A 16,296-nucleotide genomic window follows, 5' to 3' on the forward strand; every position below is an offset into this window, starting at 1 on the left:
GGCAGGGACGGAGAGGGAACGGGCCCGGTCAGGCGTCGATGATGACCGGGATGATGAGAGGCCTGCGGCGGTGGGTACGGAAGGCCCAGTTCGCCACGGCGCGGGCGATCAGCTGTTCCAGCTGGTGCGCGTCGCCGACGCCTTCCTGGGCCGCCGTTGCCAGAGTCTTCTCGATAACAGGGATGACCGGTTCGAAGGTGGTGTCGTCGTGGACGAATCCGCGGGCCAGGAAGTCGGGAGTCTCGGCAAGGGCGCCCGTGTCGGCGTCGACGATCGCCACCACGGTGACCACGCCCTCCTCGGCGAGGGTGAGGCGGTCCTTGAGGGACGCCTCGGTGGCGCCGCCGACCTCCATGCCGTCCACATAGACGTTGCCCGCGGGCACCTTGCCGGTGATCGACGCACGCCCGTCCACGAGGTCGACGACGACGCCGTCCTCGGCGATGACCACGCGCTCGGGATCGACCCCCGTACGGATGGCCAGGTCGGCGTTGGCCCGTAGATGGCGCCATTCGCCGTGTACGGGCATGACGTTGCGGGGCTTGACGATGTTGTAGCAGTAGACGAGCTCACCGGCGCTGGCGTGCCCGGAGACGTGCACCTTGGCGTTGCCCTTGTGGACGACATGGGCTCCCCACCGGGTCAGCCCGTTGATCACTCGGTAGATGGCGTTCTCGTTGCCGGGGATCAGGGAGCTGGCGAGCAGGACGGTGTCGCCCTTGCCGATACGGATCACATGGTCGCGGTTGGCCATCCGGGACAGGGCCGCCATCGGCTCGCCCTGGGACCCGGTGCACACCAGGGTGATCTTGTGGTCGGCCAGCTTCTCCATTTCCTTGGTGCTCACGACGAGGCCGCTGGGAACCTTCAGGTACCCGAGGTCCCGGGCGATGCCCATGTTGCGGACCATGGACCGGCCCACGAAGGCGACCTTGCGGCCGTGCTGGTGCGCGGCGTCCAGGACCTGCTGGATGCGGTGCACATGGCTGGCGAAACTGGAGACGATCACCCGCCGCGGGGCCGTACGCATCACCTGTTCGATCGCTGGGTTGAGCTCGCGCTCGGAGGTGGTGAAGCCGGGGACCTCGGCGTTGGTGGAGTCGGTGAGGAAGAGATCGACGCCTTCCTCGCCGAGGCGGGCGAAGGCGCGCAGGTCGGTGATGCGGTCGTCCAGCGGGAACTGGTCCATCTTGAAGTCGCCGGTGTGCAGGACGAGCCCGGCCTCGGTGCGGATCGCGACCGCGAGGCTGTCCGGGATGGAGTGGTTGACCGCCACGAATTCGCAGTCGAAGGGGCCGAAGCTGCGCCGGTCGCTCTCACGTACGCGCACCGTGCGCGGCCGGATTCCGTGCTCCTTGAGCTTGGCCTCCAGGAACGCCAGGGTCAGCTTCGAGCCCACGACGGGGATGTCGGAGCGCTCGCGCAGCAGATACGGAACGGCGCCGATGTGGTCCTCGTGGCCGTGGGTGAGGACGACGGCGACGATGTCGTCCAGGCGGTCACGGATCGAGGTGAAGTCCGGCAGGATCACGTCCACGCCGGGCTGGGTCTCTTCGGGGAACAGCACGCCGCAGTCGACGATGAGCAGCTTGCCGGCATGCTCGAAGACGGTCATGTTGCGGCCGATCTCACCCAGACCGCCCAGGGCGACGACCCTCAGCCCTCCTTTAGGCAGGGGAGGGGCGGCTTTGAGTTCGGGATGTGGATGGCTCATATTCCGACGTTACCGGAGAGTCTGCCGAGGTGATCCACTGGCTGCCCCGACCAGCCGGTTCTACGCGGCGCGGCCCGAGGCGGTCAGCGGGCGGCAGCGAGCGGAACGGGGCTGCTACGGCGGCGGACGGGACAGCCTGCTGAGCGTTCGGTTGAAACGAACAGAACTCCAGCAAGGAGACCTCGTCGGGCCCGCAGTCGACCCGCTGGGGCCCGGCGTCTCATCGTGTACGCACGCGTATGCATCGGTATCACCGGAGTATGTGCCACCTGGCCGACTTTTGGTTGAATCGCGTCGGGTTGGTGATCAATTCGGGGCAGCCGCAAGGGAACTGGCCGCCCAGTCTCCTCCGCGACCGTCGAGTCGATGCTCAGCGGTGTCAGTTCCCATCAATCAAGTCGGCCCCGTATCCGGGAAGGCCCCCGTGACCACCAATGAGATCTGGCATTTTCCCCCTGACCTCAGGGGAACCTTCGAACCAGAAGGCCTCACCCCTCGGCAGGCCGATGAAGCGCTCGCCTGTGCCTGGGAATATGTGCGAACGATCGTTCCAGCCTACGCGGACCGTGCGCGATACATTGCCCTAGCACGCCTCACGGAAATTTCCACCGTGACGGAGTTCAGGGGCGAGCATATTTCACCTCTGGATTCCCCGATCATTGCAGGATATGACACCCGTGAACTGCTGGCCACACTCTTCGCTGGAACCGCCGTCCACGAGACCATGGCCCGCGAGTACTACTCCTCAATTCTGATCACCGCCGAAAAGTCTTCCCCGCACGGGAACGCCGAACTCCTGAGCCGCTACACGGCAGCGATCGCCCACAGTCCGGCTCAATGGTTTCGAATACGCGACTGCGACGCCCAGGCCCGCCTCTTCATCGCCGCCTCCCTGGCCTGCAACAACATCCAAGACGCTTGGCTGACCGAAGAGCAGAACCAGATCCTCACTGAAATCTGCGACGCGATGTACGACGCGGTGGCCTATCACAAACACCGGGCCGAAGGTGAAATATGCAACACCTTCGCATACGCCCACCCCGGCCTCCGTCAAAACACTTATCGCACCTATCGCGAGACACTCTGGAATATCGATTCGCACTGGGCCGACACCCCCGAACGTACTCCTGTCGTCAACTTTATCCGCAACATCGCCGGCCCCATCCACATGACGATGCGCCGCTACCGATTCGTCGAGGACAGCCTCACCATCGGAAATCCCGAAACGGCTCAGACCGTCGATCAGGCACGCAAGAACGTCAAACTCTGGTACCGCCTAAGCCCGACCCCGCAGAACAACGACCACTACCAGGACATCCTCGCCCGCCAAGACCGAGTACTGTTCCCGGGATTCGCTGCGATGCTCGAGCGCGCCGGACAGACCTGCCCTGACTGCGAATACCCTTCGCAGTACACGCCCTCACCTGGTCAATTCGCAGGCGTCCGCGTGTGCGCTGCGCACCAGGAGGAATTCGATACCCACCTCGCGGAACTACCCGGACGCGCTCGGCGTGTCCTCGGACTATGAACTGATCAGAGAGCTCCGGACGACCGCAATCCTGCGGGCCATACTCGTTCTCCACCACGTACCGACCGTAGTGATGAGTTTTCGCGCCCGCGCCCGTCACACCTACGACAGGACACGACGAGGCGGAAGGATGACGTGATGAGTGCGGATACGCGGCCGGAGGAGCTGGGCGTGAGCGATCTGGGCAAGGACGGTCTGGGCAAGGGCGGGCTGGGCGAGGTCGACGAGTCCGAGTTCTCGGGGCTGGCGGAGCGGCACCGGCGGGAGCTGCACGTGCACTGCTACCGGATGCTCGGGTCGTTCGAGGACGCCGAGGACGCTGTGCAGGAGACGTTCCTCCGTGCCTGGCGGCGGCGGGAGACCTTCGAGGGGCGGTCGACGTTCCGTGCCTGGCTGTACCGGATCGCCACCAACGCCTGCCTGGACCTGCTCGCCAAGCACCGCCCGGAGCCCGCGACCGGCGGCGAGGTGCTGTGGCTGCAGCCCTACCCGGACCGGCTGCTCGACGAACTGCCCGCGGGCGGCACGGACGAGCCGGAGACCGTCGCCGTCGCGCGGGAGACGATCGAGCTGGCGTACCTGGTCGCGGTCCAGCACCTCGCGCCGCGCCCGCGGGCCGTGCTGATCCTGCGGGACGTGCTCGGCTGGCCGGCGAAGGAGGTCGCGGAGATCCTCGGGGACTCCGTCAACTCCGTGAACAGCGCGCTGCAACGGGCCCGCGCCGGTATGCGGGAGCACCTGCCCGCCGAGCGGCAGGACTGGACCGGCGGCGAACAGGACGCCGGGACGCGCGAGCTGGTGCGCCGCTACACCGACGCCAGTGTGGCCACGGACATCGACGTGCTCGCTGCGATGCTGCGGGACGACGTCCGCTCCTCGATGCCGCCCACGCCGGGCCTGTACGTCGGCCGCGACGCGGTGGTGAACGACTGGGTGGAGGGCGGATTCGAGGGCATGAAGGGCCTGCGCGGAGTCCCCACCTCCGTCAACCGGCAGCCCGCCATCGCCTTCTACCTCTGGCAGGAGCAGGAAGGCGCGTACCTGCCGCTCACGATCGACGTCCTGCGCGTCACCGGCGGGGCGATCACCGAGATCGTCACGTTCCACGACGACCAGTTCCCGCGACTCGGGGTGCCGGAGCGCCTGCCTGCGGACGGCACGGAGTAGTCCCGGTGCAAACGCTCACGCTGCGCGGTGGCGCGCGTGTCGCGGTGGTCGAGGCGGAGTGGTACGACGCGTTCTGCGTTGTCACTCGCGGGCGGGTGCAGCTGGAGCTGCGCGACGGCGAGCCCGGGCCTGTCCTCGGACGCGACGCCGGGTTCTGGCTCCGCGGCACCGGCGTCCGCGCCCTGCGGAACCCCGGGCGCCGCACGGCGAGAGTGCGCGTCGTCACCCCCAGGGCCAGGACCGTCACACGCCAGTCGGCAGACCCCGTACGCCAGTTGCCGAACGACGGAGGAAGGACATGAACAGCATGAATGACACCGGGGCCGTCGCAGGTCCGGCATCGGGCCCGACCAGCCACACCCACCGATTCCGCGGGCTCGTCGCCACCGGCTTCATCGCCACGCTCGTGGCGATGGCGGCCACCACCCTCGCCGCGGCGCTCGCCCAGGCCGTTGGTGTTGGCTTCGAGGTCTCCGATGGTGGCGAGACGATCCCGTTGCCCGGGTTCGCCGTGGTGACCGGCTTCTTCTCGGTCGTGGGCATCGTCATCGCCGTCGCTCTTCTTCGCTGGAGCGCTCGCCCCGCCGAGCGATTCCTGTGGACGGCAGTGTCGCTGACCGCGATCTCGTTGGTCCCGCCCCTCCTCTCCGGGGCGGACACCGCCACCATCACCGCCCTCCTCGGGCTACACCTCGTCGCAGCGGCGGTGATGATCCCCACCCTGACGCGGAGCCTCCGCACCCGGGTCGCGTCTCACCCTGACTGAACGACTCGGTGCGGAACAGGGACAACGGTCACGTCAGTCCGTCACCCGTACCACCGCCGTTGCCCCCGCCCGCACCGTCGGCGTCGCGTACGTGTACGTCACGCCGCCGACCGTCTTGGTGCGCATGCGCTGCGGGACGCCGTTGACCTCGATCTTCTTGTGGACGCCGGGGAAGCGGGCCTCCCAACGGTAGGCGCCACGGCGGGCGTTGTTCGTCAGCTTGGTCTTCGTCGCGCCGTCGTGCCGCACGGTGATCGTGCTCGTGCCGATGGGTACGTCCGCGGCCTGGAGCCACTGCATGCCCGACGGCAGCCGCGACTGCGTGGTCACCGTGCGGTTCGCCGCGTCCGGTGCGATGCCCATCAGGCCCTCGACGGTCTGACTGACCAGGGTGAACGACACCTCGGGGTAGTCACCGTTGGGGCCCTGGCTGGAGTTGATGTGCTGGAGTTCCCGCTGGCCGTAGATCTTCTTCATCCACGTCCAGGCGGTGTCGTTGCGGTTGTTCTTGAAGAACATGTCGGGCAGGTACGTCGTCGACTCGATGTTGGGCGACCCCTCCGGCCCCAACTCCTGCTCCTGGATGTAGTCGAGGTAGGCGTCGTTGCGCGGGCCGGGATCGAGGATCTGCTTCATCAGCACGAACACGCTGTTCTCCTTGCCCCAGCCGGTGACCGGGGTGTTGGACGTGGTGTACGCGCGGACCATGTCGGCGCCGCTTCCGCTGCCGCTCCACTCGTCGTTGAAGTACGCCTTCAGCTCGGCGGCGCTCCGGTCGTACTTCCTGGCCAGCGGGGTGTCGCCCTTGCCGCGCGCGAGTGTGGCCAGCGCCAGATACGCCTGGTACTGCGAGGCGATACCGTCTCCGGCCTCGGCGAGGCCGTCGCCGTCCTGCTCGTTGTAGCTGGCGGTGCCCGCGAAGATGCCGTTCCCTGTGCCCTCGGCGACCTTGACCTTGCCGTTGGGCTTGGCGCTGTTGTGAAGGTCGATGAACTCCTTGGTGGAGTGCCGGTAGAAGTTCCACATCGTCGGGTCGTCCACGTAACTCTGGTCGCCGGTCCAGAGGTACGCCTGGCCTGCCTTCTCAACGAGTTCGAAGACGGCAGGCACCTCGCGCACGTAGTTGTCCGGGCTCTTGTAGTCGATGCTCAGGTAGGTCTTGGCGTCGAAGTTGAGGGCCCAGACCGGAAAGTACTTGTGTGCGGCGGTGGACGACGCCGCGAACGAGCGGAGCATCGTCTTGTTCGCCTCGTCGAGGCCGAGGATGTGGGCGCCGGTGAGCTGGTGGGTCATGTCGCGGGAGTAGTAGGCGCTGCGGTTGGCGTATCCCGCCCAGTAGGAGGCCGCGTACTGCGCGGTGCCGGTGCCGCCGGTCTGGTACTCGTCGACGTTGATCGGGCCTGTCGTGCCGGGCAGTTGGGCCCAGCTGTTGGCCTTTCTCTTGGCCCAGCCGAACATCTCGACGACCTCGGGATCGGACGAGGTGACCTTGGGGTCGGCGGGCGCGGCGGGGGAGATCATCAGGTCGTCCGCGTTGACCCAGGCGGTGCCGGAGCCGAAGGCGATCTGCAGCCGGTCGCCGGCCTTCAGCTCGACGCGGCTGATGGTGTAGCGGGCGTACCCGCGGCGCTCCGGCAGGGTGATCGTCTCGACGGTCGAGCCGTTGCGCCGGACGCTGTACGTGCCGCCGGTGCCGGCGCTTCCGATCCACGCGGAGAAGTCGTAACTGCCGTTCTGCGGCGCGACGATGGTCAGCTCCGCGCTCCTGCCGGCTCCGGCGTCGAGGTAGAGGAAGCGGGAGCCGCCGTGGGAGTTTCCGGTGCCGACCCCGGTGCCCGCGCCGAAGGTCCAGCCCGTGCCGCCGTTCTCGAACCCCGGGTCGGGGATGGCGAGTTGAGGACGGGCGGCGGTGGCTGTGCCCGACACGGGAACCCCGCCGTCTCCCGGCGCCGCCGCGGCGGACAGTGCGGGGGTCATCGGCGTGAGCAGAGCAACAGCGGTGAGCAGCATGAGCCTTGAGGGCTTCATCGGGTCTCCCGGGTCTTCGGTCACGGCGAGCGAACGAGCGGGCAGGCGGGCGAGCGGTGGCGGGAAAGCTAGCAGGGGCCGAAGAGGCTATTCAATGGTCATGCGCAAGAAACATGGAAGACACGCAAGTTGACTGCTACGTTGAACGGAAGTTCTAGCTGAAAGTTTTCAGTGAGAACTTGCAAGTCTGTCCCGGCCGGTCTCGTGAGCGTCCTGTCGGCCGGTGGGCACCAGGGGTGACGGAGGGAACCGTATGAAGGTCGGCATCACCGAGGTCGCGGACCGGGCGGGGGTGAGCGAGGCCACGGTCAGTCGGGTCATCAACCGGCGTCAGGGTGTGTCGAGCAAGACCCGCGAGGCGGTCGAGCAGGCGATGGCCGACCTGGGGTACGAGCGGCAGATGCGGGGTCAACTCGTCGCGGTCGTCACCGAGTTGGTCTCCAACCCGTTCTTCGCCGATGTCGCAGAACGGATCGAGTCCATCCTCGCCCCGCACGGCCTCAAGACGGTCCTGTGCCCGTGCTTCCCCGGTGGAGTGCAGGAGCTGGACTTCGTGACCTCCCTCGCCGACCGGGGTGTCGCGGCGGTCGTGTTCCTCTCGGCAAGCAACACACTTGAGGGCGCGGACCCGCAGGCGTACGAACTCCTGCGCTCCCGCAGAATCCCGTTCGTCGGGATCAACGGCCAGTTCGAGGGCGTGAGCGAGGCGCCGGTCTTCTCCACCGACGACCTACTCGCCGCTGAACTCGCCGTCGACCACCTCCACCGGCTCGGCCACCGCCGTATCGGCATGGCGTCGGGCCCGGTCGGCAACCGCCCGGCCGACCGCCGTGTCAACGGCTTCGTCGCCTCGCTCGCCAAACGCGGTGTCCAGGACCCTGAACAGTGGGTGGTCCGGCAGTCCTACACCGTCGAGGGCGGCCAGTCCGCCGCGATCTCGCTCCTCGGCCGCGGCGCCACGGCGATCGTCGCCGCCAGCGACTACATGGCCCTGGGTGCGATCCGCGGTGCGCGCCGTCAGGGGTACGACGTCCCGGGCGATGTGTCGGTCGTCGGCTACGACGGCTCCATGATCATGGACTTCGTCGACCCTCCGCTCACCACGGTCCGTCAGCCGGCCGACCGGCTGGCCTCGGAGGTGGGACGCAGCATCCTCGCCCTGGTCGGCAACCGGGACGTCCCCGTCGGTGAACTCCTCTTCGACCCCGAACTGGTGATCCGCGCGAGCACGGCGGTACCGAAGGCGTGAGTTCCCCTTGTTCGTCCAGACCATTGACCTAGAGGTCGGGTCTATGGACACTCCATTCGGGGATCCGGCCAGATCATTGGCGGCAACTCTGCTTATTCATCGGGTGTTTGGTGGCTCATGGGTGCTCCGGAGGGGCTATGTCTCGGTTCGTGTTTCTCGGGGTGGCGCTCGCGCTGCTCGTAGGTGGCGGGAGTCCTGTCGCCGCAGCGCCGAAGACGAGGCCTGTGGTGGTCGACGTGGACGCCTACGGAGCCGACCCCACCGGCAGGAGGGACTCGACACCCGCCGTCGTCGCGGCGCTCCGGCACGCCAAGAGAGTCGATCGTGATCGGCCGGTCAGGATCGTGTTCTCGAAGGGCACCTACCAGATCTACCCCGAGCGGGCCGAGACACGTGAGCTGTACGTGTCCAACACCGTGGGGGCCGACCAGCGTTACCGCGACAAGAAGATCGGGCTGCTCGTCGAGGACATGCACGATGTCACCATCGACGGTCGCGGGGCGAAACTCGTCTACCACGGCCTGCAGACGGCGTTCGCGTCGATCCGCTCGACCGACGTCACCTTCACGAACTTCTCCTTCGACTACGCGGCCCCCCAGGTCATCGACGCGACCGTCGCCACCACCGGTGTCGCCGACGGGCACGCCTACCGCGTCCTGAAGATCCCGGCAGGCAGCCCGTACGAGGTGAATGGCACGCACATCACCTGGCTCGGCGAGAAGAGCCCGGCCACCGGGCAGCCGTACTGGTCAGGTGTCGACGGACTCCAGTACACGCAGATCCACGACCCCAAGGCGCAACGGACCTGGCGCGCAGACAACCCGCTGTTCAACGACGTCGCCGCGGTCACCGACCTCGGCGGACGCCGGATCCGGATCGACTACACCACCGCGGCACGGCCGGCGGACGCCGGGCTCGTCTACCAGATGCGCCTCATCGAGCGAACGGAACCGGGGGCGTTCATCTGGGAGTCCAAGAACGTCACGATGCGCTCGATGAACGCCTACTACCTCCAATCCTTCGGTGTGGTGGGCCAGTTCAGCGAGAACATCTCCATCGACAAGGTGAACTTCGCGCCCGATCCGAGGTCCGGCCGGTCGACGTCCTCGTTCGCGGACTTCGTGCAGATGTCCGGCGTCAAGGGGAAGGTCTCGATCACCCGGAGCGTCTTCGACGGTCCGCACGACGACCCGATCAACATCCACGGCACGTACCTCGAAGTCGTGGGGAAACCCGGGCCGTCCACCCTCACCCTCGCCTACAAGCACCCGCAGACCGCCGGATTCCCGCAGTTCGCCCCGGGTGACAAGGTCGAGTTCGCCACCAAGCGCACGATGTCCGCGCTGGCGTCGGCGCACGCGAAGGTCACCGCCGTCGACGGGCCGAGCGGGATGGACCACGACAAGCCGCTGACCACCATGACCGTCACCTTCGACCGTCCGGTTTCCGCCGAAGTCGAGATCGGCGGCACGGTCGTCGAGAACATCACGGCCACCCCGTCGGTCGTCATCTCCGGCAACGTGTTCCGCAACGTGCCGACCCGCGGCATCCTGGTCACCACCCGCAAACCCGTCCTGATCACCGGCAACCGGTTCGACGGGATGTCCATGGCCAGCATCTACGTCTCCGCCGACGCCTACCAGTGGTACGAGTCCGGCCCGGTCTCCGACCTCACGATCCGCGGCAACACCTTCACCCGGCCCACCGGCCCGGTCATCTTCGTGGAGCCGACCAACCAGGTCATCGCCCCGGCGACTCCCGTCCATCGCAACATCTCGGTCGAACACAACTCGTTCGACATCGGTGACGTCACCATCGTCAACGCGAAGAGCGTCGGCGGGTTCGCATTCACCGGCAACACCGTCCGGCGACTGGACGGACCGGCTCACCCGCCGTACGCCTCTCCACTGTTCGTCTTCCACGGCAGTTCAGGCCTCCGGATCGCCCACAACCGCTACGACAAGGGCCTGAACACATCAGTGGTCACGGACTGACTTGGCTACTGGATTCGGCAACTGCCTTGGCGTCAAGCGGCCTTCGACGTAGGTGAAGTCGGTCAGCGGCAGCCTGGAGACGATCACGTCGTATCGTTCGTCGGACCTCGGCTGCCGTGTTTCCGTACTCCGCTCGTCAGGCTGTGAGTCCCGCGTCGCGAGCCAGCAGGGCGGCCTGGACGCGGTTGGTGACTTCCAGGGCGGTCAGGACACGGCTGACGTGGGCCTTGACGGTGCTCTCGCGCATGGCGAGGCGGGCGGCGATGTCGGCGTTGGTGTCGCCGTGGGCGAGCAGGGCGAGCACGTCGCGTTCGCGGGGGGTGAGCTGGTCCAGCCGGGCCTTGGCAGCGGTTGCTTCGGGCCGGCCGGCCGCGTGGTAGCGGTCGATGAGCCGGCGGGCCGCGGTGGGGTGGAGCATGGCCGAGCCGGCGGCCACCAGGTGGACGGCGCGCAGGATTTCGGCGGGGTCGGTGTCCTTGAGCAGGAAGCCGTCGGCTCCGGCGGCGAGGGCGTTGTAGACGTACTCGTCGAGGTCGAAGGTGGTCAGGGTGATCACCTTCGGCGGATGGGGGAGGGCTCGCAGGCGGGCGGTGGCGGTGATGCCGTCCATGCGGGGCATGCGTACGTCGACCAGAGCGACGTCGATGCGGTGGGCGGTGGCCAGTTCGATGGCCTTGAGGCCGTCCGGGGCCTGGGCGACGACCTCGATGCCGGGGTCGCCGTCCAGGAGGTCGGCCAGGCCGAGGCGGACCAGGGCGTCGTCGTCGACGATCATGGTGCGGATCATGTGCGGGTGCCGTTCTGTTCGATGCCGGCGGGGTGGGGGATGCGTGCGGCCAGCCGCCAGGCGCCCGCACCGGCCGGGCCGGAGTTCAGGTGCCCGCCGAGGGCGGTGACGCGTTCGCGCAGGCCGACGAGTCCGTATCCGCTGCCGACGGTGTCCGTGCGGGGAGTGCCAGGGGGGTTCGTGGCCTCGACGAGTGTGGCGGGCGGCCCGTAGTCGATGCGTACGGTCACCGGGGCACCGTCGGCGTGCTTGCGGGCATTGGTCAGTGCTTCCTGGACGATGCGGTACACGGCCAGTCGGTGGGTGGTGGGAGCCTGTTCGGGAAGGCCGTCGGTGGTCAGCTCGATGTGCTGGCCGGCGGCGCGGGCCTCGTCGGCCAGTTCCCCCACTTCCCTCATCATCGGCGTGAGGGCCGCGCTGGTCGGCGCGGCGTCGTGGTCGCGCAGCACACCGAGGACGTCGCGCAGATCGGTGAGGGCCTCGACGGACGTCGTGCGCAGCAGTGCGAGGCGTTCGGTGACCGGTGCGGGCAGTGCGTCGCTCTTGGTGGCCAGGACACCGGTGTGCAGGGCGATCAGGCTCAGACGGTGGGCCAGGACGTCGTGCATCTCGGCGGCGATACGGGACCGCTCCGCGATGCGGGCCGCCTCCTCGCGCAGCTGGGCCTCGATTCGTAGGTGGTCGACGTCGGCTGCCAGTGCCTGGAGCAGACGGCGTCGGCTGCCCAGCCACAGCCCGACGAGCACGGCCAGCACCGGCAGGAACACCGTGGACGCGTAGGACTGGCCCGTCCACAGGGAGGTGGCCCGGTAGCTGAACAGGTTGGCGCCCAGCGCGGCGACAGCACAGCCCACCGCGATCCGCGCCCGGCGGTTCACGGCCAGGTCGTACAGGGCGACTGCCAGCATGGGCAGCAGCAAGGATCCCCACCACGCCGTGGCCACGGTGACCAGCACCGGCGCAGCGGGCCATCGCAGCCGGGGCACGAGCAGGGCCGCTCCGCACACCAGCGCCGTGGCCGTGACGGCGGCCAGGTAGCGCCCCTGGTGCGCCGCGTCGTTGAGCACGGCGGCCAGTACGCACAGGGCCACGAGGGCCCCACGCCCGTAGGCCGCCCATCTGCGGCTTTCTCTGCTGCTCACCCGGGCCATCCTAGGCAGACCGGTGCGCTGTTCCGTCTGACGATCGTTGATGTCCTCCCCCTACTTTCGTAGGGGGACGCCGTCGCATAACGGCGGATCGCATGTCGGGCACGGCTTTCTAGCGTCAATTCCATGAACGACCGGACCACCTCCCACGACCGTGCCCTTACGCAGCGCAATGCCGAAGGCTGGATGTTCCTGATCGAAGCGGCCCGTGATCTGCGCACCACGGGTGCCATAGCTCCCAGCGGCAAGTCCCTGGCTCGCGTGCTCACCGACCCCGTACGGGCTCAGGCACCCCACCCGCTTGCAGTCCTGGAAGCCGGCGCCGGCACCGGCCCGGTCACCCGGGCCCTGATACCGCAGTTGTCCCGGGGCAGCCGCCTGGACATCGTCGAGGCCAACCCACGTTTCGCCGCGCGACTGCGCGGTCTCGTCACCACGCACCCGCACCTGACAGCCGCGTCCGCGCAGGTGAACGTGCATCAGACCTACGTCGAGCAGCTCGACACCGATCAGCGGTACGACGTCATCGTCTCCGGGCTGCCCCTGACCAACTTCACGCCCGTGCAGGTCGATCGCATCATGGCCCGCTACATGGAGCTCCTCCATCCCGGCGGCACGCTGACCTACTTCGCCTACCTCGGCACGCGCAAGGCCCGCGCCCTGACGGCATCGCGAGCGGAAGCACGCCGCCACGCCGCCGTGGACGAGATCATGGCCGCCTACCAGCGCACCTACGCCACGGGCCGCTGGACGGTATGGGCCAACGTTCCCCCCGCCTACGTCTGGCATCTGCAACGTCCCCTCGTCTCCGCGGACCAGCTCGAGCCGCGGCTGGACAGGTTGAGTCGGTGAACGCGCTCTCCGACATCCTCGGCCACCTCTCGCCGGCCGCGGCGTACACGGTGGTGGCCGCTGCGGTCCTGGCCGAGTCGGTCCTTCTCGTCGGCGCTTTCGTGCCGACGCTGACCCTGCTCCTGACCGCCGGCGCGCTGGCCCGCACCGGCCACGTCAACCTTCTCCTCGTCATCGCAGCCGCATCCGGTGCCGTGATGGCGGGCGACTTCCTGGCCCACCGCACCGGCAGGTATCTCGGTGACCGGCTGCGGGGCGGCCACATGGGCCGTCGCGTTCCGGATACCGCGTGGGACCGGGCCGAGACGCTGATGGCGCGCCACGGTGGCCGAGCGGTCTTCGTGGCCCGCTTCGTGCCGGTGGTGCGCACCCTCGCCCCACACTCCGCGGGGGCCACTCGCCTGCCCTACCGGCGCATCGCTCCGTACAGTGTCGTCGCCGCTTGTGTGTGGGCCACAGCGGAAGCGGGTGTCGGATACGCCGCCGCGACCTCGCTCCAGCGCGTCCTCACGCTGGGCGGTCCAGCCCTCGCCCTGGTCGCTCTGATGGCGATCGGGGGCTCGCTGCTGTGGCGAAGAGGGCGCCGTCCGTCTCCTCCGGCCCAGGAACCGGAGCCCGAGCCCGAGCCGCAGTCTTCCGGCCACGCTCAGGCGGGCCTGACGAGGCCGGCGTCGTAGGCGAAGATCACGGCCTGGACCCGGTCCCGGACCTCGATCTTGGTGAGGATGCTGCCCACATGTGACTTGACGGTGGACTCGGCGAGGGAGAGGCGTTCGGCGATCTCGGTGTTGCTCCAGCCGGACGCGATGGCGGTGAGTACCTCGCGTTCGCGGTTGGTGAGACGGGCCAGCTGCCGTTGTTGGCCGGGTGTGTGGCCCGGCAGACGGCTGCCGAATGCATCGATGAGCTTGCGGGTCAGACCGGGCGAGATGACGGCGTCGCCGACGGCCACCGCGCGGATGCCGGCGACGAGTTCGTCGGGCAGGACGCCTTTCAGCAGGAACCCGGACGCCCCGGCGCGCAGGGCGTCGTAGGCGTACTCGTCGAGGTCGAAGGTGGTCAGGACCAGGATGCGGGAGCGTCCTCCGGACTCGACGATGCGTCTGGTGGCCTCGATGCCGTCCATGCCGGGCATGCGGACGTCCATCAGGACGACATCGGGCTTGAGCTCGGCGGTCTTGCGGACGGCTTCGGCACCGTGGGTGGCTTCACCGATGACGGTGAGGTCGGGTTGCTGCTCCAGGAGCATGCTGAAGCCGAGACGTTGCAGGGCCTGGTCGTCGACGATGAGCACGGTGGTCATGTGCGGGGGTTCTCCGTTCCGGAAGTGGGTGGGGGTACCTCCCTGCTAATGGAGGGGGGAGGAGTCGAGAGCTAGAGGGAGGGCGGGATGGTCAGGAGGCGGGCGTGGACGCTCCAGCCGCCTTCACGGTTGGGTCCGGCGGTTACCTGGCCCTGGTAGATGGCCGCACGTTCACGCATGCCGATCAGACCGCGGTCGCTTCCGGTGCTCCGTCTCCGGGCCCGGGGCGAGCGGAGGGGGCCGGTGTCCTCGACGTCGACGTGGACCGTGCCGTGCGCGACGGTTACCCGGACGCTGCTGGAGGTGTCGGCGGCGGCGTACTTGAGGGTGTTGGTGAGAGCTTCCTGGACGATGCGGTAGACGGCGAGCTGAATGCCGGGGGCCAGCGCGGTGAGGTCACCGTCGGTGCCGAGGGTGACGCTGGGGCCGGCGGCGCGGACGCGTTCGATCAGCGGGTCGAGGTCGGCGAGGCCGGGTTGCGGGGCGAGCGGGCCATCGTGCGGCCGGTCGTTGTCGTCGCCGATGACGGCGAGGAGTTGGCGCAGTTCGGTGAGGGCGCCGCGGCCACTGTCGGCGATGGTCCGCAGGGTCTCGGCACCGCGCTTGGGCTTTGTCTCCGTCAGGCCGGCTGCGCCGTCGGCGAGGCCGACCATGACGGCGAGGGTGTGGCCGAGGATGTCGTGCATCTCCTTGGAGACGCGGGCGCGTTCCTGGGCGACGGCGAGGCGGGCCTGCTGGTCCTTCTCCTTCTGCAGGGCGGCGATGACGACGTTCACCAGGCGGGTGGCGAGGCCGAGGCCGACGACGGCCGTCACCGTCACCATCCCCAGCAGTATGAGGATTTCCGGGCGTGCGGCGAACTTCGGCTGACTGTCGCCCCAGAGCCCGGCGGCCCAGGCCACGAGCTGTGTCAGGGAGACGGCCAGGGCGATGAGCAGACGGCCGGGGGTGGCGAAGCGGCCCACGTTGAACAGGGCTACGAGACGTGCGAGGTCGGCGCCGGCATTGGCACTGTCGAGGACACCTGTGTAGGCCGTCAGTACAGCGGTGGCGGTGGTGAGCGCGAAGACGAGCATGGGCCTGCGCTCCCGCCACAGCAGGGGAACAGTCAGTGCGAGGGTGAGGGCCAACTCTTCGGCGACGCCGGACTCGCCGGCGGAACTGAGTACGGAGGGCAGGCCCAGGGCGACGCAGAACAGTGGTACGCCCCACCGCCGGACCCAGGGGTGGGTCCGGTCCGCCCACCGCCAGGAAGACAGCCGGGCGATGATGGACACGATCACACGCTGCTCGTCATCGGTCGTCAGTGCCTCGGGCAACTCGGGGCGACCGGAGAGGTGTCGACCGGGCCGGGAATCCTGTGGGGTCGTGGGGGTCAAGGTCTGTGCCCTTCGCGGTGCAGGCGAGCCGCTCGCCTGTCCCGGGGGGAATGGACGGACGGGCGGCGACTGGGGGAGAACGCCGACCGGGGCCGACAGCTCTTTCGCGATCGTACGGCTGACAAGGGTTCGGGATCGGCCGTCGTCCTGCCCTGGTCACCGCCCCCGCCGCGGGAGCCGTGCACCGAACATCGGGAGAAGGCAGCACCTTCAGTGGTGGTGGGTGACACGCCGACCGGCCCCAGTCGGTGCGGGACGATGGCCACGAAGTTGCTCCCGCCGGGTAAAGACGTCATTGCCTGGACGGGCCCGCTCTGTCCCGGGCTTCAACCTAGAAGCGGAAACGACCGATGCCACGGCACCGCGGGAGGGAATGCCGCG

At 68.4% G+C, this 16,296-nt stretch carries 14 protein-coding genes; 8 read left to right on the top strand and 6 right to left on the bottom strand.

Going from position 1 to position 16,296, the window contains the following annotated elements; translation table 11 throughout:
• Positions 1-28 precede the first annotated feature (28 nt).
• Entirely contained in the window at positions 29-1,714 is a 1,686-nt protein-coding gene (locus ACN20J_RS47660; RefSeq protein WP_189842459.1) for a ribonuclease J, read from the bottom strand.
• 424 nt (positions 1,715-2,138) lie between these two features.
• Here ACN20J_RS47660 and ACN20J_RS47665 point away from each other — a divergent pair, with 424 nt between their 5' ends.
• The 4 genes from ACN20J_RS47665 to ACN20J_RS47680 all read left to right on the top strand — a co-directional run bounded on the left by ACN20J_RS47665 (position 2,139) and on the right by ACN20J_RS47680 (position 5,175).
• Entirely contained in the window at positions 2,139-3,242 is a 1,104-nt protein-coding gene (locus ACN20J_RS47665; RefSeq protein ID WP_419668547.1) for a hypothetical protein, read from the top strand.
• 138 nt (positions 3,243-3,380) lie between these two features.
• Entirely contained in the window at positions 3,381-4,409 is a 1,029-nt protein-coding gene (locus tag ACN20J_RS47670; protein WP_419668548.1) for an RNA polymerase subunit sigma-70, read from the top strand.
• Between the two features lie 5 nt (positions 4,410-4,414).
• Positions 4,415-4,711, top strand: coding sequence for a hypothetical protein (locus ACN20J_RS47675; RefSeq protein WP_419668549.1), 297 nt, complete (start codon positions 4,415-4,417; stop codon positions 4,709-4,711).
• Positions 4,708-5,175, top strand: a complete 468-nt coding sequence (locus ACN20J_RS47680) for a DUF6069 family protein (RefSeq protein WP_419668550.1) — start codon at positions 4,708-4,710, stop codon at positions 5,173-5,175. Before ACN20J_RS47675 ends, ACN20J_RS47680 begins: the two co-directional genes overlap by 4 nt.
• Positions 5,176-5,208: 33 nt before the next feature.
• Here the strand turns inward: ACN20J_RS47680 and ACN20J_RS47685 are convergent, their stop codons facing one another.
• Positions 5,209-7,203: a hypothetical protein gene (locus ACN20J_RS47685; RefSeq protein WP_419668551.1), complete on the bottom strand. Its 1,995-nt coding sequence runs from the start codon at positions 7,201-7,203 to the stop codon at positions 5,209-5,211.
• A 253-nt stretch (positions 7,204-7,456) separates the two neighbouring features.
• On the opposite strand from ACN20J_RS47685, the gene ACN20J_RS47690 reads away from it, so the two are divergent.
• Positions 7,457-8,452: a LacI family DNA-binding transcriptional regulator gene (locus tag ACN20J_RS47690; RefSeq protein WP_190231456.1), complete on the top strand. Its 996-nt coding sequence runs from the start codon at positions 7,457-7,459 to the stop codon at positions 8,450-8,452.
• Positions 8,453-8,589: 137 nt separating this feature from the next.
• A complete protein-coding gene (locus ACN20J_RS47695) occupies positions 8,590-10,446 on the top strand; it encodes a right-handed parallel beta-helix repeat-containing protein (RefSeq protein ID WP_419668552.1) in 1,857 nt (618 codons plus the stop codon).
• A 136-nt stretch (positions 10,447-10,582) separates the two neighbouring features.
• Here the strand turns inward: ACN20J_RS47695 and ACN20J_RS47700 are convergent, their stop codons facing one another.
• Positions 10,583-11,233 carry a response regulator gene (locus ACN20J_RS47700; protein WP_190231457.1) on the bottom strand — a complete coding sequence of 217 codons (651 nt, stop codon included), beginning with the start codon at positions 11,231-11,233 and terminating at the stop codon, positions 10,583-10,585.
• On the bottom strand, positions 11,230-12,375 hold the full coding sequence (locus ACN20J_RS47705; protein ID WP_419668553.1) for a sensor histidine kinase: 1,146 nt from the start codon (positions 12,373-12,375) through the stop codon (positions 11,230-11,232). The genes ACN20J_RS47700 and ACN20J_RS47705 overlap by 4 nt, the downstream gene beginning before the upstream one ends.
• Before the next feature lie 132 nt (positions 12,376-12,507).
• On the opposite strand from ACN20J_RS47705, the gene ACN20J_RS47710 reads away from it, so the two are divergent.
• Positions 12,508-13,233, top strand: a complete 726-nt coding sequence (locus ACN20J_RS47710) for a class I SAM-dependent methyltransferase (RefSeq protein WP_419668554.1) — start codon at positions 12,508-12,510, stop codon at positions 13,231-13,233.
• Positions 13,230-13,910 carry a DedA family protein gene (locus ACN20J_RS47715; RefSeq protein ID WP_419668555.1) on the top strand — a complete coding sequence of 227 codons (681 nt, stop codon included), beginning with the start codon at positions 13,230-13,232 and terminating at the stop codon, positions 13,908-13,910. Before ACN20J_RS47710 ends, ACN20J_RS47715 begins: the two co-directional genes overlap by 4 nt.
• Here the strand turns inward: ACN20J_RS47715 and ACN20J_RS47720 are convergent.
• Both ACN20J_RS47720 and ACN20J_RS47725 read right to left on the bottom strand, forming a co-directional pair.
• Positions 13,880-14,536, bottom strand: coding sequence for a response regulator (locus ACN20J_RS47720; protein ID WP_189842448.1), 657 nt, complete (start codon positions 14,534-14,536; stop codon positions 13,880-13,882). The two genes, ACN20J_RS47715 and ACN20J_RS47720, sit on opposite strands and share 31 nt — an antisense overlap.
• Positions 14,537-14,607: 71 nt before the next feature.
• Positions 14,608-15,813, bottom strand: a complete 1,206-nt coding sequence (locus ACN20J_RS47725; protein ID WP_419668556.1) for a sensor histidine kinase — start codon at positions 15,811-15,813, stop codon at positions 14,608-14,610.
• Positions 15,814-16,296: the final 483 nt, after the last annotated feature.

Source organism: Streptomyces sp. 2-1 (assembly GCF_048564895.1).
Lineage (GTDB): Bacteria > Actinomycetota > Actinomycetes > Streptomycetales > Streptomycetaceae > Streptomyces > Streptomyces phaeochromogenes.